We start from the raw sequence: 20,491 nt of genomic DNA on the forward strand, positions 1-20,491 counted from the left end.
GGAGGGCGGGCCGTCATAAGCCCGCCTTTCCCGCGTCGGCCTTACGGCTGAACGCGCGAAGAGACTACGGACGATGCGTGGACCGCCGTTGAGATCGCCCTCCCACTTTCGGGAAGGCCGGGCCGCATCACTGAAGAAGAGATACGTATGTCCAAGCGCCACAGCGCCAAATACAAGATCGACCGGGCCATGGGTGAAAACCTGTGGGGTCGTGCCAAGTCACCCGTCAACAAGCGCTCGTATGGCCCCGGCCAGCACGGCCAGCGCCGCAAGTCCAAGGTCTCTGACTTCGGCCTGCAGCTGAAGGCCAAGCAGAAGCTCAAGGGCTACTACGCCAACCTGACGGAAAAGCAGTTCCGCAAGACCTATGACGAGGCCGCCCGCCGCAAGGGCAACACCTCGGAAATCCTGATCGGCCTGCTGGAAGCCCGTCTGGACGCCACGGTCTATCGCGCCAAGTTCGTGCCGACCCCCTGGGCCGCCCGTCAGTTCGTCAACCACGGCCACGTCACCGTCAACGGCAAGAAGGTGAACATCGCTTCGTATCGCCTGCGCGTCGGCGACGTCGTCGAGGTCAAGGAAAAGTCCCGCAACATGGCGCTGGTGCTCGAAGCCCAGCAGTCCGGCGAGCGCGACATCCCCGACTATCTGGAACTGGGCGACCGTGGTTTCTCGGTCCGCTTCGTCCGCTTCCCCGAACTGGCCGACGTGCCCTTCGCGGTGAAGATGGAGCCGAACCTGGTCGTCGAATACTACAGCTCCTGATCGCTCCGCGATCAGTTCGCTTTCTTTTTCCGGCTACCGCGCTTCGCGCTACTTGAGCCGGGATGGGACCAGAATCGAAGAAGGCCCCGGGGCAACCCGGGGCCTTTTCCTTTGGGTCAGGATTACGGAACCGTCAGTTCCCTTGGCGCGCGAACAGGCGCACTATGTGTCCGGGTTCGGGATCCGGCGGGAGGCTGGAATGAAACGCATCGTCGTCGCATTGATCGCGATCGCATCGCTGGCGGCCGGTTGCGCTACCTTGCCGGCCGGCCTGCCATTCGGACCGGACGACGTCCAGGTGGCGACACAGCCCCCCATGCCCGGCCAGCTGGAACCTATCCACGCCGCAGCTCTGGTCAACAATGTCGCGGTGTTCTGGGTGTCGTCGAACGGCTGCACCAGCAAGGACGACCTGACCCCGGTGGTCGAGACGCACGGCGACGCCTCGGTCATCACCCTGCGCCGCATCTCCGAGGATCGCTGCAAGACACCGCTCGACGACGGGTTCGAGGTCCAGTGGTCGTATCAGGAACTCGGACTGACGCCGGGATCGCGGGTGTCGGTCAACAACCCCTATCAGTTGCCCCAGACCTAAGCCTTGGCGCTCGCGCTGAGCGAGGGATTCTGGACCGCCGCCAACTGGCTGTGGATCACCGACACCAGGGTGCCGTGGCCGGGGCTCTCTACCTGAATCCGGGCGTGAAGCTGTTTGGCCAGGGCCTCGACGATACTGGTGCCCAGGCCCGGCGTGGCGCTGGCCGCGTCCTTCGGCATGCCGACGCCGTCGTCGCGCACCGTCAGGGTCCAGTTGGGACCATGGCTGGAATAGCCGACTACGATCGTGCCGCTGCGTCCGCCGGGGAAGGCGTGCTTCAGGGCGTTGATCACCAGTTCGGTCACGATCAAGCCAAGGCTGACGGAGATGTCGGCATTGGTGGCGCTTTCATCGGCCTCGACCCTGATCGACAGGCGGGTCGGGTCGTGGATCATCGAGGCGCCGATGCTCTTGCACAACTGGATGAAGTATGGGGCCAGCTCGACCTCACCGAGGCGCGAGGTCGCGAGTTGCTGTTGCAAGGCGGCGACCGACATGACGCGAATGTGAGCGTCGGTCAGATGCAGTCTGGTCTCGTCGGAGGTGGTCTTCCTGGCGCTTTGCAGGATGACGCTGGCGATGATCTGCAGGCTGTTGGCGACGCGGTGCTGAAGCTCCTGCAACAGGATCGCCTTCTCGCGCAGGAGGTCGTCACGCAGTTGGCTGTCGGCGCGCGCATCGGTGACATCCTGGATCGTCAGCAGCAGGCGGACAGGATCGGTGTCGGAATAGACGAGCCGCTGGGCGTTGATGACCAGTTTGCGGACACCCTGACGTAGAACCTTCAGATCCATCTCATAGGCGTCGATGGCAGCGTCACCGTTGGCTGTGGCCTCCAGCAGCACCCGCAGTTGAGGCCTGTTCCATTCGCCGGTTCCGATCTCGCCCAGGAAACGATTGATGATCCGATCCGGGTCGATGTCGAAGGTGCGACAGAAGGACGTGCTGGCGGCGATGACCTTCAGGGACTGGTCAAGAAGCAGAAGCGGGGCCGTCGAGGATCCCACAACGGCAAGTGCGAGGCTGAGCGGACCATCGGGATGCAGCGGCGGGTGGGCAGCCATGGCTGGCCCTTCAGGTGATCCGGAGGCTCGCGGAGCGAGAGCCATACCCGGCCGAGATTTCGAGGAAGCGCGAAGATCGCCCCAGACGATCATTCGATCAGGATGAAACCTTAACACGCGTCGCGCACTTGCGCGCGCTTTATTGCGCCAACGTCCATCAGCCCGGCTGAATACAGTGAAGCTTTGGGCCGGTCGACTATTGCCGGGCGTCAGCGCGCCTCGAAGGTCGGCAGCATGGTCGCCGGGATGCGGGTGGGCCGCATGGTGATGGCGTCCACCAGACACCATTCCGACAGCCCCTGCGCGCACAGTCGCCCCTCGCCGTCCTCGATGCGGACATAGCGGTTGAAGCGTGGGCCTTGCGGATCTCCGACCCAGGTGCGGGCCACGGCGGTCGCGTCGGGCATCAGGGCGCGCAGATAGTCGATCTCGTGACGCAAGGCGACCCACGACCAGCGGGCGCGGGTCTCTTCGTCGAAGCGGGCGTTCCAGTGGGCCGTGCCCGCATCCTGGAGCCAGCCGACATAGACGACATTGTTGACGTGGCCGTTGGCGTCGATGTGCTCGGGCAGCACGTCCAGCGGGACGGTGAAAACCTCGCGGTCGGGACGCGGTTCGAGGATGGGACGGGCCAAGGTCAGTCCTGACCGAGCGCCACGCCCTTCTCGGCCATCAGGGCGTGCAGTTCGCCCGCCTGGAACATCTCGCGCACGATGTCGGAGCCGCCGACGAACTCGCCCTTCACATAGAGTTGGGGGATGGTCGGCCAGTCGGTGAAAGCCTTGATGCCGTCGCGCAGGGCGTCGTCCTGAAGCACGTCGACGCCGACGAAGGGCGCGCCGACCTGATCGAGGATCTGCACCGCCAGAGACGAGAAGCCACAGCGCGGAGCGTCCGGGGTGCCCTTCATGAACAGCACGACCTCATGATCCCTGACGGTCGAGGCGATGAAGTCGTGGACGGGATCGGCGGCAACAGCTTGGTCGGTCACGGGAGGAGCCTTTCGGGTTCGCCCGTCAGCTAGGGACGATGCCCCGGCCGGTCAAGGCCGACGGGGCCAAGGTGACCGGAGCGTGATCAGGCGACCTGTCTGGCCGCACCGACGCGGGCCATCTCGATCTGGGCCGACAGGCCGGGCGGCATGTCGCGATCGGGGACGGTGGCCAGGACGGCGATCCGGGCCTCGTCGCGCGCCTCGATCATCACGCTGCAGATCGCGGGATCGGTCATCACGTGGGCCAGAGAGATCGACTCGGCGTCCCAGCCCGAAGTCTGGTGCAGGAAGGCGAAGGTTCCCGCGCCGGCCAGGGGATCGTTCTTGGGGCGACCCGAGCCGAGGCCGAACAGACCTTTTTTCGGCTGATGCAGCGAGGCGGCCTTTTTCGGCGTGGCGATGGCCTCGGGGAAATAGCCGTAGGCGAAGACGGCCATGTCCTGTTCCTTGGCGGCGCGGATCCGGCTGCGTACCCGCCATTCGGAATCGACGTGATAGGGGGTGGCCAGGACGTCGAAGGCCCCCGTCGAGACATAGGCGTCCATGACCTCGCCGTCGCCCGAGACGCCCAGATAGCGGACCCGCTCGGTGGCGCGCAGGGCCTTGAGCGCATTCAGCGAGGACTGCGGCAGTTCATGGTCTTCGGGCTGTTCCAGCAGGGCCATGTCGATCCAGCCCAGGCCCGAGATGTGCAGCGCCCGGTCGATGGCGTGGGTCATGCCCTCGGCGGAAAAGTCGCGCTGGCTGTTCCGACGGCCGTCGCCGCGCCCGAGCGTCAGGCTGACGTTCAGCAGCTTGCGATCGACGCTGGACAGGGCCTGACCGACGCATTCGGCCAGGACCGGGTCGGCGCTTTGCAGGCAGTAGGCGTTGATGCCCGCCTCCAGCCCCGCATAGATCAGGGCGGCGGCGGCGTCCGGCCCGCGCGAAATGGCGTCCAGACCCACGCTGAGCGTCACGGTCGAGATCGAGGCACCGTTGGCGCCGAAGGGGCGGTAACGCATGGATCAGTCTCCGGCCAAAACTGGAGGTGGGGGAGCGGAAGTTTCGAGCGCGAGGGCGTGCAGTGCCCCGCCCATCTGGCCCTTCAGGGCGGCATAGACGAGCTGGTGCTGGCGGACCCGGGGCATGCCGGCAAAGGCGGTCGAGACGATGCGCGCACGATAATGGTCGCCGTCCCCGGCCAGATCGTCGATGGCGATCTCGGCGTCGGGAAAGGCCTCGGCCAGATGGGCGTGCAGCGTTTCGGCGGACATTGGCATGGACGAGCGGTCTCGGTTCACCGCCAAGGTTGACGCATAAACCTTAATGTCCGGCATACGGCGGGATCGGTGGCTGGTGGCTGGGGGTTACCGGATCACCCACCGAGCGGCATCGGCGACAGGCCATGGAAGCCAAGGCAGGACTGCCGCACCCAAGCACCAACCACTAGCCACCAACCACCTTCGCGAACCGCTCCAGCAGGATGACCGGCCGTTCGTAGTACACCCCCTCCGCATAAGGCCTGAACCCCGTTCGCTCGGCCAGTTTCAGGGACGGGGCGTTGTCGGGGTTGATCATGCAGACGGTGCGGGGCACCTTCAGGCTGTGGTCCGCCCAGGCCAGGGCGGCGTCCAGACCCTCGCGCGCCAGCCCCTGGCCCTGAAACGCCGATCCCACGCCCCAGCCGAGTTCGGGGGCGTCCAGTGGAGGTGTGCAGCCCCGGCGGTAGTCGAGCACCCCGACGCTGCCGACATAGGCCCCGTCCGTCTTCTGGCGCAGGGCCCAGTTGCCAAAGCCCAGCACCTGCCAGTGGCCGATGTCGCGAAGCAGGCGGAACCAGACCTCTTCCTGTGACATCGGGTCGCGATGGGCGATGACCTGGGTGAAGACGGGGTCGCTCCACAGGGCCATGAGGTCGTCGAAATCCGCCAGGGCGACGGGCGTCAGGATGAGCCGCTCGGTGGTGAGAATCGGAAGGGTCATCGGGCCTCGAACAGGGACCCGGCGCGCTCGATGCGGGTCGCGCCCGACGCATCGGTGACGGCGAAGGTGAAACCGGGCTGGAGCGCCCAGCCGCCCCATTCCCCCTGTTTCGACAGGGCCAGGAAGGCGACCTGATGATCGGCGATGGCCGTACCGCGCAAACGCGCCAGCCGTTCAATCACGCTGCGACAGGCCTCGGTCGGCGACTTGCCCTGACGGATGGCCTCGACGACGGCGTGGGATCCGGCGACGCGGACGACGTCCTCGCCGAGACCGGTGGCAGTCGCCGCCCCGACCTCGTCATCGACGAACAGGCCCGCGCCGATGATCGGACTGTCGCCGACCCGGCCCCGCATCTTGAAGGCCAGGCCCGAGGTGGTGCAGGCCCCGGCCATGTGGCCGTCCAGCCCGATGGCCAGCAGGCCGATGGTGTCGTGGTTGCCCGGACCGCCCGGCATCGACCGCCACTCGGTATTCTCGCGATTGCTGACCGGGGCATAGGTCGAGGTCTTCAGCCATTCGCGCCAGGCGGCCTCGGCGCCCGGCGAGGGCATGACGGCCGTCTCGAACGCCTGGTCCAGGGCGAAGCGGCGGGCCCCCTCCCCCACCAGCATGGTGTGGGGCGTCTTCTCCATCACGGCCCGCGCGACCGAGACCGGATGGGCGATGTCCTCCAGCGCGCAGACCGCGCCGATGTCGCCGTTCCAGTTCATGACGCAGGCGTCCAGCGTCACCCGCCCGTCACGGTCCGGATAGCCGCCGACGCCGACCGAGGTATTGTCCGGATCGGATTCGACGACCCGACCGCCCGCCTCGACCATGTCGAGTGCCGAGCCCCTCGCGCGTCGGACCTCTATGCCTGCCGCATTGGCCACCCGTCCGAAATCCCAGGTGGAGACCATGACGGCGCGCGACACCGGCGTCCGGGCCGAGACGGCCGAGGCCATGGCCAGACCGGGCGCCAGGAACAGGGCGCGGCGGACGACCTCGCTCATATCAGGCCCAGTTGCTTGAAGCTGGCGACGCCGTCCCGGCCGACGATCAGGTGGTCGTGGACACTGACGTTCAGCGGATGGCCGGCGGCGACGATCTGTCGGGTCATGTCGATGTCGGCGCGGCTGGGGGTCGGGTCGCCGGCCGGGTGGTTGTGGACCACGATGATGTTCCGCGACGACAGTTCCAGCGCCCGGCGGATCACCTCGCGCGGATAGACGGGGGCGTGGTCGATCGTGCCCCGGTTCTGGACCTCGTCGAGGATCAGCTGGTTTCGGTTATCCAGATACAGGACGCGGAACTGTTCGATCGGTTCGTGCTGAAGCGCGACCCGCACATAGGCCAGCAGCGCCGTCCAGGACGAGATCACCGGGCGCTTGGACGCCGGTTCGCGCGCCACCCGCCGCGCCGCATCGAAGATCAGTTGCAGGTCCAGCGCCGTGGCGCGCGATTGCTTGCCACGCACGATCTTGAGCGATTCCGCGACCTGGGCGTCGATGGCTTCGTGGCTGGCGGCCCCGATGCCCTCCAGGCTGCCGAACCTGGCAAGCAGGTCCTTGGCGAGTGGCTTGGTGTCCTTGTACGGGATCGACCGGAACAGCAGCATCTCGAGCAGCTCATAGTCAGGCAGGGCGTCGATCCCGCCCTTGGCCGCACGTTCGCGCAGCCGCTCGCGGTGGCCGGAGTTACGGCTTTTTGCCGGAAGGGGCGCGGGGGCTGCGTCGCTCAAAGCCGGCTGAGCATCGTCAGGACGAACCCGAGCCAGGCGGGATAGGCGAACGGCAGGGCCACGGAAAAGCCGAACCCGAGCCGCCACATCCGGCGACGATAGGCCTGCGGGTCACGCGGGCTCAGCACCTTCTCACTGACCGCTCCGATCAGATAGCAGAGGTTCGCTGCTGCCATGAAAGCGAGGTAGAGCAGGACTTGAAAAAGGATGGCCAGCCAGGGAATTCCGATCGGCGCAAGGTCATTGCGAAAGCTCCAGATCACCAGGCCCGCCAGCCCTCCGGCCAGCACACCCGCGACCGCAAGGCCGAGGTTGTAGCGAAGCCGTCGCGCCTCCCACCATTGCCAGGTGTCGGTCGGAGTCTGATCGGCGGTGAGCGCCTCGGCCGGCATGGCGTGGATTCCCCTGTGCCTCCCGATCATGCGCGGCACAGGTGAGGCGTCAAGGGCGCTGGTGCCGTCCGCCCCCGACGCGGTAGGTTTGGTCATGACCCAACCCAGCCCCACCGCCGCTGTCCTGATCATCGGCGACGAGATCCTGTCGGGCCGCACGGCCGACACCAATCTGAACACCATCGCGCGCTTCGTTACGGCGCTCGGCATCGACCTGAAGGAGGCGCGCGTCGTCGGCGACGTCCCGGCCCAGATTATCGACGCCCTGAACACCCTGAGGGCCGCCCACGACTATGTCTTCACCACCGGCGGCATCGGCCCGACCCACGACGACATCACCGCCGACTGCGTGGCCCAGGCCTTCGGCGTGGCCTTGCCGGAACATCCCGAGGCCCTCGCGATCCTGGCGCGGCGCTATGGCGACGACTTCAACGCGGCGCGACGGCGGATGGCGCGGATCCCCGAGGGTGGGACCCTGATTGCCAATCCCGTGACCGACGCGCCGGGGTTCCAGATCGGCAATGTCTTCGTCATGGCGGGGGTGCCCAAGATCATGACGGCCATGCTGGAAGACGTCGCGCCTCGCCTGCGCACCGGGGCCGTGGTCCATTCGCGAACCCTACGGGTCACCGGCGTAGGCGAAGGCGCGATCGCAGAGACGCTGGGCGCTGCGGCCAGGGCGGAGCGGCAGTTGTCGTTCGGTTCCTATCCGTTCGGCGCGGGATCGGACGGCGAGGTCGGCACCAATCTGGTGGTGCGAGGGCGGGATGCGGCTCTGCTCGACGCCGCTGTCGCCTCGCTTTCAGACGCCTTGGGGGAACGGGGCGTCACGGCGACGCTCCAGCCCTGAAAGCAGGAAACCCGCCCGGTTCGCACCGGGCGGGTTCCTTATTCGTCGATCGTATCAGGCCTTAAGCTGCGTAACCCTTGCCGCCGTTGGAGGGACGACGGCCCCGGGGGCGGCGCTTGAACTCGCCGTCGGGCTTGGCTTCGGAGACCGGGCGGTTGGCGGCCGCGGCCGAGCGGGCGCGGTCGGCGGCCAGGGGATCGAACGGCTGGGTCGAGGCCAGGGGCCGGTCGTGGTGGACGCGCGGTGCGCCGTCGCGGGCACCGTCACGCGCCGGGCCGGGCTTGCGCTGGCGATGCGGCTGGCCACCATGGGCCGGCTTGACACCGTCGCGACGCGGGTTGCGGGCGCCGCGACCTTCGCCACGGGGACGTTCCTCGCGGTCGGGCATGGTCGCCTTGGTGCCGACGCCGGCGGCCATGATCGACTGATCCAGCAGACCCAGCGACTTGTCGTTGCGACGGTCGGACGCCGGGATCTTCTGGCGCGTGACCTTCTCGATGTCCTTGAGCAGCTTCATCTCGTCGCCGGCGCAGAAGCTGACGGCCGAGCCGTCCTTGCCCGCGCGGGCCGTCCGGCCGATGCGGTGGACATAGGCTTCGGGCACGAAGGGCAGTTCGAAGTTCACGACGTGCGAGACGCCGTCCACATCAATGCCGCGCGCGGCGATGTCGGTGGCGACCAGGACGCGCAGCTTGCCGGCCTTGAAGGCGGCCAGGGTGCGTTCACGCTGGGGCTGGGACTTGTTGCCGTGGATCGCCCCGGCCTGGACGCCGCCGGCCTCCAGATAGGCCGCGACCTTGTCGGCGCCGTGCTTGGTCTTGGTGAAGACCAGGCAGCGGGTGAACTTGTCGTCGGCGAACATCTCGGTCAGCAGGGCGCGCTTGCGGCCCTGTTCGATGTGGATGACCGACTGGTTGATGCGTTCGACCGTGGTCGACTGCGGCGTCACCTGAACCTTGACGGGCTCTTTCAGAAGCTCGCCGGCCAGCTTGCCGATTTCGGTGGGCATGGTGGCGGAGAAGAACAGGTTCTGGCGCTTGGCGGGGATGCGCGACACGATCTGACGGATCGGCTTGACGAAGCCGAGGTCCAGCATCTGGTCGGCTTCGTCGAGGACGAAAATCTCAGTGGACGACAGGTCCAGGGTCTTCTGCTGCATGTGGTCCAGCAGACGGCCGGGGGTGGCGACCAGGACGTCGAGGCCGGCCTGGATGGCGCGTTCCTGGGGTCCGTATTTCACGCCGCCGAAGACGACCGCGACCTTGAAGCCCAGGTGTTTCCCATAGGCCTTGAAGCTCTCTGCGATCTGGCTGGCCAGTTCGCGCGTGGGCGACAGGATCAGGCAGCGCGTGGTGCGCGGAAGCGGCGCGACACGGTTCTCGGCCAGGCGGTGCAGGATCGGAAGCGCAAACGCCGCCGTCTTGCCGGTGCCGGTCTGGGCGATGCCCAGCAGGTCCTTGCCCAGCATGACCGAAGGAATGGCCTGGGCCTGGATCGGTGTGGGGATGGTGTAGCCCTCGGTGGTGAGGGCCTGCAGCAGGGCCTTGTTCAGGCCGAAGGATTCGAATGTGGTGGTCACTTGCTGTGGTTCTTTCGCGTGCGGCGACGCGCATCAGCCATGGCTCAACGCCAGATAAGGCCGCGCACCGCCAGTCCCGACGGGGCGCCAGAGTGGAGCCTTCGGGGTGGATCGGGCGCCGCCCCGCGTGTCCGGGCAGCGTAGTGAACTTGAGGGCCGGCCGCTGCTACAGTCAGGTCTTCGTTGGGGAGTGAAGACCCACACGCGCTGGAGCGCACCGGGGATCGCAATTGTGCGACGCAGCGCAGATGGGCGCATAAGATGGCGATGTCAAGGCAAAGGCCACAACGGCACCGGTCGCCCGAAGTGACACCCCGCGCAGTTACCCCACCTTAACCACAAGGATTCACCATCGCGGCTTCTTCTCCCCGAGGCTGCCTGTGACCGATCTGAAGACCGACATCATCCATCTCGGCGACTGCATCGAGATCCTGCGGTCCCTGCCGTCGAAGTCGGTGGACATGGTCTTCGCCGATCCGCCCTATAATCTGCAACTCGGCGGCGATCTGCTGAGGCCCGACAATTCCAAAGTCGATGCGGTTGATGACGAGTGGGACAAGTTCGACAGTTTCGCGACCTATGACGCCTTCTGCCGCGACTGGCTGAAGGAGTGCCGGCGGGTGCTCAAGGACGAGGGCTCGATCTGGGTGATCGGCAGCTATCACAATGTCTTCCGGCTGGGCGCGGCGATCCAGGACCTGGGGTTCTGGGTGCTGAACGACATCATCTGGCGCAAGTCCAACCCGATGCCGAACTTCAAGGGCACACGGTTCACCAATGCCCACGAGACCCTGATCTGGGCCGCAAAGTCGCGGGATCAGAAGCGCTATACCTTCAACTACGATGCGCTGAAGGCCTTCAACGAAGACACCCAGATGCGCTCGGACTGGACCTTCCCGCTGTGCACCGGCGAGGAGCGGATCAAGGGCGAGGACGGCAAGAAGGCCCACCCGACCCAGAAACCCGAGGCCCTGCTGCATCGGGTCATCCTGGCCGCGACCAAGCCGGGCGACGTCATCCTGGACCCCTTCTTCGGCACCGGCACGACCGGCGCGGCCGCCAAGCGGCTGGGCCGGCAATACATCGGCATCGAGCGCGACGAGACCTATGCGAAGGTGGCCACGACCCGCATCGCCGCCGTCATCCCCGCCAACCCCGAGGACCTGATGGTCATGGGCTCCAAGCGGGCCGAGGTGAAGGTGCCGTTCGGGGCCCTGGTCGAGGCGGGCATGCTGGCCCCCGGCGATATCCTGTATGGGCCCAAGGGTGATCGTCAGGCGCGGGTCAGGGCCGACGGGTCGCTGGTGTCGGGCGAGTTCACAGGCTCGATCCACAAACTGGGGGCCCTGCTCGAGAACGCCCCGGCCTGCAACGGCTGGACCTACTGGCAGTTCAAGACCGACCAGGGCTTCAAGTCGATCGACGCCCTGAGGTCGGAAATCCGCGCGGCGATGTAGGCCCGGAGGCCATCGTCAAGGAAATCAACGGGCTGGTTCCGGGCAACGTCCAGAACCGTACGCTAATCAACGGGTAAGCGTCGGGGATCGTTGAAGAAATTTCAGGCCTGACGGAACTTCGCACGTGGGAAGGTGTTGATCCCTGCGGCCCGGCTCAACGGGTCGGGAAACACCGCCATGAAGATCGCCCAGGTCACCCCGCTGTACGAGGCCGTTCCTCCGAAGCTGTACGGGGGGACCGAACGGGTCGTCGCCCATCTGACCGACGCCCTCGTCGATCTGGGCCATGACGTCACCCTGTTCGCCAGCGCCGATGCGCGGACCAAGGCGAGGCTGATCCCCGTGCGCGATCAGGCGATCCGGCTGGACCCCTCGCCGCTCAAGTCCGATCTGGCGGCGCACATGACCATGCTGAGCGAGGTCATGGACCGGATCGACGATTTCGACGTGGTCCATTTCCACACCGACATGATCCAGTTTCCGATGTTCCGGAAATACGCGGGAAAGACCCTGACCACCCTTCACGGGCGCCTCGACATGAAGGATCTACCCGAAGTGTATGAGCGGTTCAGCGAATACGGACTGGTGTCGATCTCGGACGACCAGAGGCGGCCGCTGGCCTTCGCCAACTGGCGCGCGACAGTCCATCACGGGATGCCGGCAGAGCAGTACAGGTTCCACGCAAGGTCAAAGGGCTATCTGGCCTTCCTGGGTCGCATCTCGCCGGAGAAGCGGCCGGATCGGGCCATCGAGATCGCGCTGAAGCTCGGCAAGCGGCTGAAGATGGCGGCCAAGGTCGATGCTGCGGACAAGGTCTACTATGAGACGAAAATCAAACCCCTGATCGAATCCAGCCCGCTGATCGAGTTCATCGGCGAGATCGGCGATCACCAGAAGTCCGACTTCCTGGGCGGCGCCGACGCCCTGTTGTTCCCCATCGACTGGCCCGAGCCCTTTGGCCTGGTGATGATCGAGGCCATGGCTTGCGGCACGCCAGTGGTGGCTTTCAAATGCGGTTCGACCACCGAGATCATAGAGGATGGCGCGACCGGCTTTCTGGTCGATACCATGGAGCAGGCGATTGCGGCGACCGACCGGGTCGCTCTTCTGGACCGCGAAGCTATCCGCGCGCGTTTCGAACTTCGGTTTTCGGCCCAGGCGATGGCTAGGCGTTACGTCGATGTCTACAACGACCTTCTGGCCGTCCAGCCGGTGATCGAGCCCCCGGTCAACGACGTCGTGACCACCCTGCACGAGCCGCGCAGTTTCGGCCACGTGGCTTGAAACAGGTCGTCAGCGGTTCAAGCTGAACCGTTCGCGGTCTTGAGCATTGGTCACGCGAGCGGCCCTTAAGCGCCGCATTCGGGTGACACGTTCGCTCGTCCCCAAGCCGCGCACAGAGACCTCATGGACGATACCTATTCGGTTCAGACCACAGCCGCCGAAACGTCGGACAGCGGCGGGCTGGATACGCTCCAGGCGCTGAAGGACGGCGACACGTTTCTGGTGGCCGATACCTGGGGCGACCTGAAGGGCGGGGCGGACGGCCTGTTCGATCAGGACACCCGCATCCTGTCGCGCCTGACCCTTTCGGCTGGATTGGCGCGGCCGTCGCGCCTGAGCAGCGGCGTGTCGCGCGACAACGTCTTCTTCACCGCCCACCTGACCAACCGTCCCCTGCCGCCGATGGGCGGGCGTTCGGCCCCCGCAGGGGTGCTCCATATCGAGCGGCGCAGGTTCCTGTGGGATCGGCGGATGTTCGAGCGGGTGCGGGTGGTCAACCACGGCATCGAGGACGTGCTGCTGCCGCTGGCGTTCGATTTCGGGGCCGACTTCGCCGACATTTTCCAGGTGCGCGGGACGCTGCGCGAGAAGCGCGGCACCCAGCATACCCCGACCCACGACGGCCGCCGCGTCACCTTCCGCTACACAGGCCTGGACGAGGTCGAGCGTACCAGCTGTCTGTCCTTCTCCGAGCCCCCCGCCCGCCTGACCGCCAGCCGTGCCGAGTTCATGTTCAGCCTGCCGATGGGCAAGCGGATCGACCTCTATATCGAGTGCGGCGGCAATGCCTGCGAGGCACCGGACGCCCTGCGCTGGCGCCAGAATGCGCTGAAGGCCCAGCTGTCGATGCGCCAAAGGCGACGGCGCGGTGCATCCCTGCGAGGACCACGCAGCCCGCTGTTCAACGCCTGGCTGGACCAGTCACGGGCCGACATCGCCCTGCTGACCACCGACCTGCCCACCGGCCCCTATCCCTATGCAGGGACCCCCTGGTTCTCGACCCCGTTCGGGCGAGACGGGATCCTGAGTGCTTGGCAGATGCTGTGGCTCGATCCGTCGCTGGCGCGCGGTGTCCTGACCTATCTGGCGCGGAGACAGGCGACGGAGGTCTCCGCCTTCCGCGACAGCCAGCCCGGCAAGATCATGCACGAGACCCGCGGCGGCGAAATGAGCGCCCTGCACGAGGTACCGTTCGGTCTCTATTACGGCGGGGTCGATACCACCTGCCTGTTCATCGCCCTGGCGGGTGCCTATGCCCGCAGGACCGGCGACCTGGAGCTGATCCGCACCCTGTGGCCCAATCTGGTCGCGGCGTCGGAATGGATGCGCGACTACGGTGACTCCAATAGCGACGGCCTGATCGACTACGCCCGCGCCGCCGACACCGGCCTGTCGAACCAGGGCTGGAAGGATTCCGAGGACTCGATCTTCCACCGCGACGGCCGCTTCCCCAAGGGGCCGATCGCCCTGCTGGAAGTTCAGGGCTATGCCTACGCCGCCTGGCTGGCCATGGCCGATCTGGGAGCACGTCTGGGCGACGCCCGCGCCCAGGCCTGGGAGGATCACGCGCACGAGGTCCGGTTCCTGGTCGAGGACCGGTTCTGGATGGAGGACGAGGGCTTCTACGCCATCGCCCTGGACGGCGACGGCGAGCAGGTCCGCTCGATCGGATCGAACGCGGGCCACCTGTTGTTCAGCGGCCTGCCCTCGGCCGAACGGGCGAAGCGGGTGACCCGGCGGATGCTGTCAAACGAGTTCCGATCGGGCTGGGGCCTGCGCACCCTGGCCAAGGGTCAGGCGCGGTTCAATCCGATGAGCTATCACAACGGCTCGGTCTGGCCCCACGACACCTCCCTGGCCGTCGCCGGCATGGCCCGCTACGGCGAGCGCGACGCCGTGGCCATGATCATCAGCGAGATCTACACGGCCGCCAGCCATTTCCAGATGCGCCTGCCCGAACTGTTCTGCGGCTTCGATCGCGAGCCGGGAGAAGGCCCGATCGCCTATCCGGTCGCCTGCCTGCCCCAGGCCTGGGCTGCGGGGTCGGCCTTCCTGATGCTTCAGGCGGCGCTGGGTGTGGATGTGGATGCACTGAACGGCGTCGTCACCGTCACCAACCCCACCCTGCCGAACGGGGTCGATCGCCTGGCGGTCACCGACCTGCGGGTCGGGGGATCCAAGGTCGATCTGATCTTCGAGCGTATCGGCGAGGGAACCGTGCTGATGCCGCGCGGAAAGTCGGGTGACGTGCGAATCTTGACGGCGCGATAGGTCGTCTCGCCTATTCGTTCGCCACGCGACGAACGGGCAACAGAAAGATTTACGGCATGGCCGCCCGTGCAGCGCCCGCCGGCTTCCTCGGCGCGTAGCCATAGTCGATCACGCACATATAGCTGAACACCGTGTGCGGGCCGCAGCCGACGCCGGCGCGGACATAGCCGGGGCGGAACAGGTTCACGCGGTGGCCACGGTCGCGGACGTTGTCGTCGACCAGCAGCTGGATGATGACCTCGCGCGCGGTGTCGTAGCCGTAAGAGATGTTTTCGCCGCCATAGGGCTCGCCGCCGCGACGGGCGACGCGGGTGGCGAAGTCCCAGCCGTCTGAGGAATGGTGGCCGATATAGCCGGCCGGTCCCTGGTCGCGCGCATGGTCGGCGGCGGCCAGGCCCAGGATGGTGTCGGGCTGAAGCGGCGGCATCGGCGACTGGGCCTGGAGGAAGCGAATCGCCTCGTCCACGGCGGCGACGCCCTCGCGGGTCTGGATCGAGATTCGGCCCGGACGGATCACGACGTCGCCGCGGAACTGGGATCGGTATTCTTGCAGAACGGCGACATAGCCCTGCGGGTCGGCCCGCATCAGGTTCATCTCGTCGAAGACTTCGCGCGACAGTTGGCCGGCACCCCCACCGGGGCCGGTGCTCGCCGGCATGGCGGTCACGAGTCGATCCGTCGCCCCCAGGCCCATCAGGCCCGGGGCAGCGCAAAGCACCGCTGCGGCGAATAGAAAGCGTTTCAAGAAGTCAGCCCCGACTTGTTGAATCGACACTGCCTCAGGAAATCACGGGTTTCCAGACCAGACGCCCGTCAGGCGAAGCTTGGCGACGAGGTGTCGCACGAGACCCACAGATTCCCGGTCGATGGCGTCCAAACGGTCAAGGATTGTGCCTATAGTGTGCAGGCCGATGTCCCCTGTCCCCCCCGTCATTGCCGAACTCTCCGACCTCGACCGGCGTCTTGACGCCCTGGTCGGCGGGCCGAACGTGCGGGCCGAGGTGGCGACCCTGCTGGGCGCGCACCATGCCGCCGCCCGGCACAGGATCGGGTCGAAACTGGCGAACGGGCTGGGCGGGGTCGAGGTGGCGCGGCTGTATTGTCAGGCGGCGGACGAGATCCTGATCGCCCTGTGGCGGTTCACCACCGAGACCCTCTATCCCTCGCCAGCCCCCAATGAGGCCGAACGGCTGTCGTTGATCGCGGTCGGCGGCTACGGGCGCGGCGTCCTGGCGCCGTTTTCGGACCTCGACCTGTTGTTCCTGCGGCCGTGGAAGACGACGGCCCGGACCGAGACGGTGGCGGCCTTCGTCCTCTATGTGCTGTGGGATCTGGGGCTCAAGGTCGGGTCGGCGGCGCGGGCGGTCGAGGAATGCCTGAGCTTGTCGCGCACCGACATGGTGGTGCGCACGACCCTGCTGGAAGCGCGATATCTGGCCGGGGACCGGCTGCTGACCGAGGATTTCCTGTGGCGGTTCCGGGGGATGGTGACGAACGCCGATCCTCGGCCCTTCATCGCCGCCAAGCTGGAAGAACGTGCCGCCCGGCACGAAAAGGTCGGAGCCGTACGATACCGCGTCGAGCCCAATATCAAGGACGGCAAAGGGGGCCTGCGCGACCTCAACACCCTGTTCTGGATCGCGCGCTCGCTGGCACCCAACTCGGTGCTGGGCGCCGCCGTGCTGGACGACCTGCTGACGGCGCGGGAGCGGCGGACCTTCGAAGAGGCGTTCGATTTCCTGTGGCGGGTGCGGGCCCATCTGCACCTGACGGCCGGGCGGGCCGAGGAGAAGCTGACCTTCGACCTCCAGCCCGAGGTGGCGCGGCGGATGGGCTGGCGCGGACGCGGCGACGAACCGGCGGTCGAGCGGTTCATGCGCCGATACTTTCTGGTCGCCCGCGACGTCGGTGCCCTGACCCGGGCGATGAGCGCCACCCTGGAAGCGCGCCAGCAGAAGAAGACGATGAGCCTGTCGCGGCTGATCCCGGGACGGAAGCGCAACTTGGGCGTACCAGGCTTCATTGAGGAGGGCGGGCGACTGTCGGTGACGGGGCCGGAGGTCTTTGCCGACGATCCGGTCAAGCTGCTGAGACTGTTCGTCTGTGCGGACCAGCATGACCTCGACGTCCATCCTCACGCCTTTTCGGCCGTGACCCGGTCGCTGGGGCTGGTGACGCCGAAACTCAGGCGCAATCCGGAGGCGACGGCGGCGCTGCTGCACATCCTGGCACACGGCGCGCGGCCCTATCGCGTCCTGACGATCATGAACGAGACGGGACTGCTGGGCCGGTTCCTGCCCGAATGGGGGCGGATCGTCGGCCAGACCCAGTTCAACATGTACCACGCCTATACGGTCGACGAGCACACGCTCCAGGCCATCGGCATCATCAACGACATCGCGCGCGGCAAGCTGAAGCACGACCACCCCAACGCCTCGGCCATCATCCACCTGATCGCCGATCCCGAGGTGCTGATGCTGGCCATGCTGCTGCACGACGTCGGCAAGGGCGGCGAGCGGGGCCAGCTCGAGGACGGAGCCATCGCGGCGCGCCGGGCCTGCGAGCGGCTGGGCGTCGATCCGCGGCGGATCGAGCTGGTGGTCTGGCTGGTCCGGAACCACCTGGCCCTGTCGGACTATGCCCAGAAGCGCGACACATCGGACCCCGCCACCATCCGCGCCTTCGCCGAACTGGTCGGCGATCCCGAGCGGCTGAGGCTGCTGCAGGTCCTGACCGTCGCCGACATCCGGGCCGTGGGGCCGGGCGTGTGGAACAGCTGGAAGGGCCAGTTGATCACCAGCCTGTACAACGCCACCGAGGCCCTGTTCCGGGGCGAGGACGTCCAGGCGCTTGATCCCCTGGCCGACCATGCCGACCTGGTGGCAAGGGCGGCGCAGACCGGGGCTGCTGTCGAGACACGCCAAGGGCCGGGCCGGATCGAATCGACAACCCAGATTTCTCTGGCCGCCCGGGATCGTCCCGGCCTGTTCGCCGACCTGACCGCCGCGCTGGCCGCAGCCGGAGCAGACGTGACGGGCGCGCGGGTCGCCACCACGCCGGACGGCACGGTGCTGGACGTGTTCCAGGTCCAGGACGGGGCCGACGCCCCCTATGGCCAGAACGAGCCGCGCCGTCTGACCACCCTGGTCGCCGCGCTGGAAGCCGCCGCCCGGGGCGAGACCCCCATCGCGCCTCCACCGATGCCAGCCGCTACGCCCCGCCGCGCCGTATTCGACGTGCGGCCGGTGGTGATGATCGACACGGCGGCGTCGGATACGGCGACGGTGATCGAGGTCTCGGGGGCCGACCGGCCGGGGCTGCTGGCCGAGCTGTCGCGCACCCTGACGGACCTCGGCCTGTCGATCCGCTCGGCCCACGTCGCCGGCTATGGCGAGCGGGCTGTGGACAGTTTCTACGTCGTCGACCGCAAGGGCCGGAAGGTCTTCGCCGAACAGATCCTGACCGAGATCCAGACGGCGCTGGAGGCCGTGCTGGAACGCACTCCCGCCGCCCCGGCGGGCAGGCGCATCACCGCCGCCCGGGCCAGCGCCCGCGATGTCTCCGACCTGAACCGCCCGATCCGGCGAAAGGCCGTTTCGACATCGCCGGAAGCGCGCTAGAGGCCGCCGATGTCCCTCGCCCGCAACACCATCGTCCAGTCGACCCTGACGCTCGGCAGCCGTATCCTGGGGTTCGCGCGCGATCTGGCCCTGTCGGCACGGTTCGGTCAGGGACCGATGATGGACGCCTGGGCCACGGCGATCATGCTGCCCAACCTGTTCCGGCGCCTGTTCGCCGAGGGTGCCTTCGCCCAGGCCTTCGTGCCGATCTACGGCGGGGTCCGCGCCGCCGAGGGCGAGGAGGCCGCCGCCGTCACCGCGTCCGAGGCGCTCAGCTTCATGTTCGCGGTGGTGACCGCCTTCTGCATCGCCATGCAGGTCGCCATGCCATGGATCATTCCGCTTCTGATGTCGGCCTGGAAGGACGATTCCGGGGTCATGCAGGTCGCCATCACCGCGACCCAGCTGGCCATGCCCTACCTCGCCTGCATGACCATCGCCTCCCTGCTGTCGGGCGTGCTCAACACGGCCGGCAAATTCGCCCTGACAGCGGGGGTCGGCGCGTTTCTGAACGTCTGCACCCTGATCCCGCTGCTGGCACCAGAATTCCTGCCGATGAGCCAGCCGGATACGCTCAAGGCCGTCACGGCGGCGGTGACGGTCTCCGGCCTCGTCCAGGCGGGTCTTTTGTGGTGGGGCGTCCGGCGCCTCGGCGTGCGCCTGCGCATCCACTGGCCCAGGGTCACCGCCAGTGTGAAGACCACCCTGAAGCTCGCCATCCCCGGTGCCATGGCCGGTGGCGCCCTGCAACTCAACTCGGTGGTCAGCCAGGTCCTGACCGGGTCCGACGCCGGCGCGCGTTCGGTGCTCTACAACGCCGACCGCCTCTACCAGCTGCCGTTGGGCCTCGTCGGCGTCGCGATCGGCCTGGCCCTGGTCCCGCGCCTGACCAAGGCCTTCGTCTCCGGCGACCACGAGGGCGGCCAGAGGACGCTGGACGACGGCATCACCCTGGCCATGGCCTTCACCCTGCCCGCTGCCATCGCCCTGTTCGTAATGCCCTTCGTGGTCATCGACGCGACCATGACGCGCGGGGCCTTCACCACCGCCGATGCGGCGCGGACGGCCGACGCCCTGCGCCAATTCGCCTGGGGGGTGCCCGCCTTCGTCCTGGCCAAGGTCCTGACGCCCCCGTTCTTTGCGCGGATGGACACGCGTCGGCCGATGATCTTCGCCATCACCTCGGTGGTCATCACCGTGGTTCTGGGGGCCGGGCTGTTCTTCTGGTTCAGCCGGATCGGCGTCGACGGCGTCTTGGGCCTGGCGATCGCGACCTCGGTCTCGGCCTGGGTCAATGTCGCGCTTCTGGGCGGGACCCTGATCCGCGAGAAGGCCTGGCACGCCTCGCCCCGGTTCGTGTCGCGCATCGCCCGCGTCCTGGCCGCCAGCGCGGCCATGGCCGGCGTATTGTTCGCCGCCAGCGTCTTCTACGAGGATCTGTCACGATGGCTACTGGCCAAGGAGATCGCGGTGCTGGCGGTCTGCGGCGTCGGCGGCCTGGTCTATGCCGCCTGCCTGATCGCCTTCCGCGCCGTGACCCCCGCCGAGCTCAAGGCCGTGCTCCGTCGCGAGCCCGGCGCGCCGGCTGTGAGTGGCGGGCTGGACTAACTCTCCCGCCCGTTACGAAGCGACCATGAGGTGGCGAAGCGGTGAGGACATCATCCCGCCAACCCCCGCGTCAGCGCCTTGGCGAAGACGGTCGGCAAGGCCTTGAGCGCCTCGTCTTCGGGGGTCCAGATGAATTCCCCCTCGCCTTCCACCACCGCCACCGCCACTGACAGCGTCAGGCTGAAGTGGGTGAAGACGTGTTCGATGGCTCCCGCATCGCGCCAGTCGGCCTCGACGGGCGGCATGCCCGACGGCACGGCCCCCCACTCCCCCGTCGGCAGGCCCAGCATCCCGCCGAGCAATCCCTTGTCCGGCCGACGAACC

At 67.2% G+C, this 20,491-nt stretch carries 20 protein-coding genes; 8 read left to right on the forward strand and 12 right to left on the reverse strand.

Annotated features, from left to right (window positions below):
• The first annotated feature begins 147 nt into the window (after positions 1–147).
• Together rpsD and JHC99_RS03895 are read left to right on the forward strand one after the other, a co-directional pair.
• Entirely contained in the window at positions 148–765 is a 618-nt protein-coding gene (gene rpsD / locus JHC99_RS03890; RefSeq protein ID WP_292152148.1) for a 30S ribosomal protein S4, read from the forward strand.
• Positions 766–964: 199 nt separating this feature from the next.
• The gene (locus tag JHC99_RS03895; protein WP_292152149.1) at positions 965–1,360 is read left to right on the forward strand and encodes a hypothetical protein; all 396 of its coding nucleotides are present in this window, start codon (positions 965–967) and stop codon (positions 1,358–1,360) included.
• Here the strand turns inward: JHC99_RS03895 and JHC99_RS03900 are convergent.
• The 9 genes from JHC99_RS03900 to JHC99_RS03940 form a co-directional block, all read right to left on the reverse strand.
• Entirely contained in the window at positions 1,357–2,424 is a 1,068-nt protein-coding gene (locus JHC99_RS03900) for a sensor histidine kinase (RefSeq protein WP_292152150.1), read from the reverse strand. The two genes, JHC99_RS03895 and JHC99_RS03900, sit on opposite strands and share 4 nt — an antisense overlap.
• 209 nt (positions 2,425–2,633) lie before the next feature.
• Entirely contained in the window at positions 2,634–3,059 is a 426-nt protein-coding gene (locus JHC99_RS03905; RefSeq protein ID WP_292152151.1) for a thioesterase family protein, read from the reverse strand.
• Positions 3,060–3,061: 2 nt separating this feature from the next.
• Complete coding sequence (grxD, locus tag JHC99_RS03910; RefSeq protein WP_271146773.1) at positions 3,062–3,415, reverse strand: Grx4 family monothiol glutaredoxin; 354 nt, start codon at positions 3,413–3,415, stop codon at positions 3,062–3,064.
• 86 nt (positions 3,416–3,501) lie between these two features.
• Positions 3,502–4,422 (reverse strand): oxidoreductase, encoded by a 921-nt coding sequence (locus JHC99_RS03915; protein ID WP_292152152.1) that lies wholly within the window; start codon positions 4,420–4,422, stop codon positions 3,502–3,504.
• 3 nt (positions 4,423–4,425) lie between these two features.
• Positions 4,426–4,680: a BolA family transcriptional regulator gene (locus tag JHC99_RS03920; protein ID WP_292152153.1), complete on the reverse strand. Its 255-nt coding sequence runs from the start codon at positions 4,678–4,680 to the stop codon at positions 4,426–4,428.
• A 166-nt stretch (positions 4,681–4,846) separates the two neighbouring features.
• Positions 4,847–5,383: a GNAT family N-acetyltransferase gene (locus tag JHC99_RS03925; protein WP_292152154.1), complete on the reverse strand. Its 537-nt coding sequence runs from the start codon at positions 5,381–5,383 to the stop codon at positions 4,847–4,849.
• Entirely contained in the window at positions 5,380–6,378 is a 999-nt protein-coding gene (locus tag JHC99_RS03930; protein WP_292152155.1) for a N(4)-(beta-N-acetylglucosaminyl)-L-asparaginase, read from the reverse strand. The genes JHC99_RS03925 and JHC99_RS03930 overlap by 4 nt, the downstream gene beginning before the upstream one ends.
• Entirely contained in the window at positions 6,375–7,106 is a 732-nt protein-coding gene (gene radC / locus JHC99_RS03935) for a DNA repair protein RadC (RefSeq protein ID WP_292152156.1), read from the reverse strand. Before radC ends, JHC99_RS03930 begins: the two co-directional genes overlap by 4 nt.
• Positions 7,103–7,594 carry a hypothetical protein gene (locus JHC99_RS03940; RefSeq protein ID WP_292152157.1) on the reverse strand — a complete coding sequence of 164 codons (492 nt, stop codon included), beginning with the start codon at positions 7,592–7,594 and terminating at the stop codon, positions 7,103–7,105. The genes radC and JHC99_RS03940 overlap by 4 nt, the downstream gene beginning before the upstream one ends.
• Here JHC99_RS03940 and JHC99_RS03945 point away from each other — a divergent pair.
• Positions 7,593–8,348 carry a competence/damage-inducible protein A gene (locus tag JHC99_RS03945; protein ID WP_292152158.1) on the forward strand — a complete coding sequence of 252 codons (756 nt, stop codon included), beginning with the start codon at positions 7,593–7,595 and terminating at the stop codon, positions 8,346–8,348. The genes JHC99_RS03940 and JHC99_RS03945 overlap by 2 nt on opposite strands.
• A gap of 61 nt (positions 8,349–8,409) precedes the next feature.
• On the opposite strand, the gene JHC99_RS03950 is transcribed toward JHC99_RS03945, so the two are convergent.
• Positions 8,410–9,927, reverse strand: a complete 1,518-nt coding sequence (locus JHC99_RS03950) for a DEAD/DEAH box helicase (protein WP_292152159.1) — start codon at positions 9,925–9,927, stop codon at positions 8,410–8,412.
• Between the two features lie 380 nt (positions 9,928–10,307).
• On the opposite strand from JHC99_RS03950, the gene JHC99_RS03955 reads away from it, so the two are divergent.
• From JHC99_RS03955 to JHC99_RS03965, 3 genes are all read left to right on the forward strand, one after another.
• Positions 10,308–11,384, forward strand: coding sequence for a site-specific DNA-methyltransferase (locus tag JHC99_RS03955; protein ID WP_292152160.1), 1,077 nt, complete (start codon positions 10,308–10,310; stop codon positions 11,382–11,384).
• A gap of 177 nt (positions 11,385–11,561) precedes the next feature.
• Complete coding sequence (locus JHC99_RS03960) at positions 11,562–12,668, forward strand: glycosyltransferase family 4 protein (RefSeq protein ID WP_292152161.1); 1,107 nt, start codon at positions 11,562–11,564, stop codon at positions 12,666–12,668.
• 123 nt (positions 12,669–12,791) lie between these two features.
• Positions 12,792–14,939, forward strand: coding sequence for an amylo-alpha-1,6-glucosidase (locus JHC99_RS03965; RefSeq protein WP_292152162.1), 2,148 nt, complete (start codon positions 12,792–12,794; stop codon positions 14,937–14,939).
• Positions 14,940–14,988: 49 nt separating this feature from the next.
• Here JHC99_RS03965 and JHC99_RS03970 read toward each other — a convergent pair whose 3' ends face one another.
• Positions 14,989–15,684, reverse strand: coding sequence for a CAP domain-containing protein (locus JHC99_RS03970; protein WP_292152163.1), 696 nt, complete (start codon positions 15,682–15,684; stop codon positions 14,989–14,991).
• Between the two features lie 166 nt (positions 15,685–15,850).
• Here JHC99_RS03970 and glnD point away from each other — a divergent pair, with 166 nt between their 5' ends.
• Positions 15,851–18,559, forward strand: coding sequence for a [protein-PII] uridylyltransferase (glnD, locus tag JHC99_RS03975; protein ID WP_292152164.1), 2,709 nt, complete (start codon positions 15,851–15,853; stop codon positions 18,557–18,559).
• A 9-nt stretch (positions 18,560–18,568) separates the two neighbouring features.
• Positions 18,569–20,167 (forward strand): murein biosynthesis integral membrane protein MurJ, encoded by a 1,599-nt coding sequence (gene murJ, locus JHC99_RS03980; RefSeq protein WP_292152165.1) that lies wholly within the window; start codon positions 18,569–18,571, stop codon positions 20,165–20,167.
• Positions 20,168–20,217: 50 nt separating this feature from the next.
• Here the strand turns inward: murJ and JHC99_RS03985 are convergent.
• On the reverse strand, positions 20,218–20,491 hold a 274-nt coding region (locus JHC99_RS03985), incomplete at its 5' end, for an NUDIX domain-containing protein (protein ID WP_292152166.1).

It is taken from the genome of Brevundimonas sp. (genome assembly GCF_016463485.1).
Classification (GTDB): Bacteria; Pseudomonadota; Alphaproteobacteria; order Caulobacterales; family Caulobacteraceae; genus Brevundimonas.

Bases quoted from the DNA above. Each gene is read 5' to 3' on its own strand.
- rpsD (WP_292152148.1), top strand. From the start codon at position 148: ATGTCCAAGCGCCACAGCGCCAAATACAAGATCGACCGGGCCATGGGT.
- JHC99_RS03895 (WP_292152149.1), top strand. From the start codon at position 965: ATGAAACGCATCGTCGTCGCATTGATCGCGATCGCATCGCTGGCGGCC.
- JHC99_RS03900 (WP_292152150.1), bottom strand. From the start codon at position 2,424: ATGGCTGCCCACCCGCCGCTGCATCCCGATGGTCCGCTCAGCCTCGCA.
- JHC99_RS03915 (WP_292152152.1), bottom strand. From the start codon at position 4,422: ATGCGTTACCGCCCCTTCGGCGCCAACGGTGCCTCGATCTCGACCGTG.
- JHC99_RS03920 (WP_292152153.1), bottom strand. From the start codon at position 4,680: ATGCCAATGTCCGCCGAAACGCTGCACGCCCATCTGGCCGAGGCCTTT.
- JHC99_RS03925 (WP_292152154.1), bottom strand. From the start codon at position 5,383: ATGACCCTTCCGATTCTCACCACCGAGCGGCTCATCCTGACGCCCGTC.
- JHC99_RS03930 (WP_292152155.1), bottom strand. From the start codon at position 6,378: ATGAGCGAGGTCGTCCGCCGCGCCCTGTTCCTGGCGCCCGGTCTGGCC.
- JHC99_RS03945 (WP_292152158.1), top strand. From the start codon at position 7,593: ATGACCCAACCCAGCCCCACCGCCGCTGTCCTGATCATCGGCGACGAG.
- JHC99_RS03940 (WP_292152157.1), bottom strand. From the start codon at position 7,594: ATGACCAAACCTACCGCGTCGGGGGCGGACGGCACCAGCGCCCTTGAC.
- JHC99_RS03960 (WP_292152161.1), top strand. From the start codon at position 11,562: ATGAAGATCGCCCAGGTCACCCCGCTGTACGAGGCCGTTCCTCCGAAG.
- JHC99_RS03965 (WP_292152162.1), top strand. From the start codon at position 12,792: ATGGACGATACCTATTCGGTTCAGACCACAGCCGCCGAAACGTCGGAC.
- glnD (WP_292152164.1), top strand. From the start codon at position 15,851: ATGTCCCCTGTCCCCCCCGTCATTGCCGAACTCTCCGACCTCGACCGG.
- murJ (WP_292152165.1), top strand. From the start codon at position 18,569: ATGTCCCTCGCCCGCAACACCATCGTCCAGTCGACCCTGACGCTCGGC.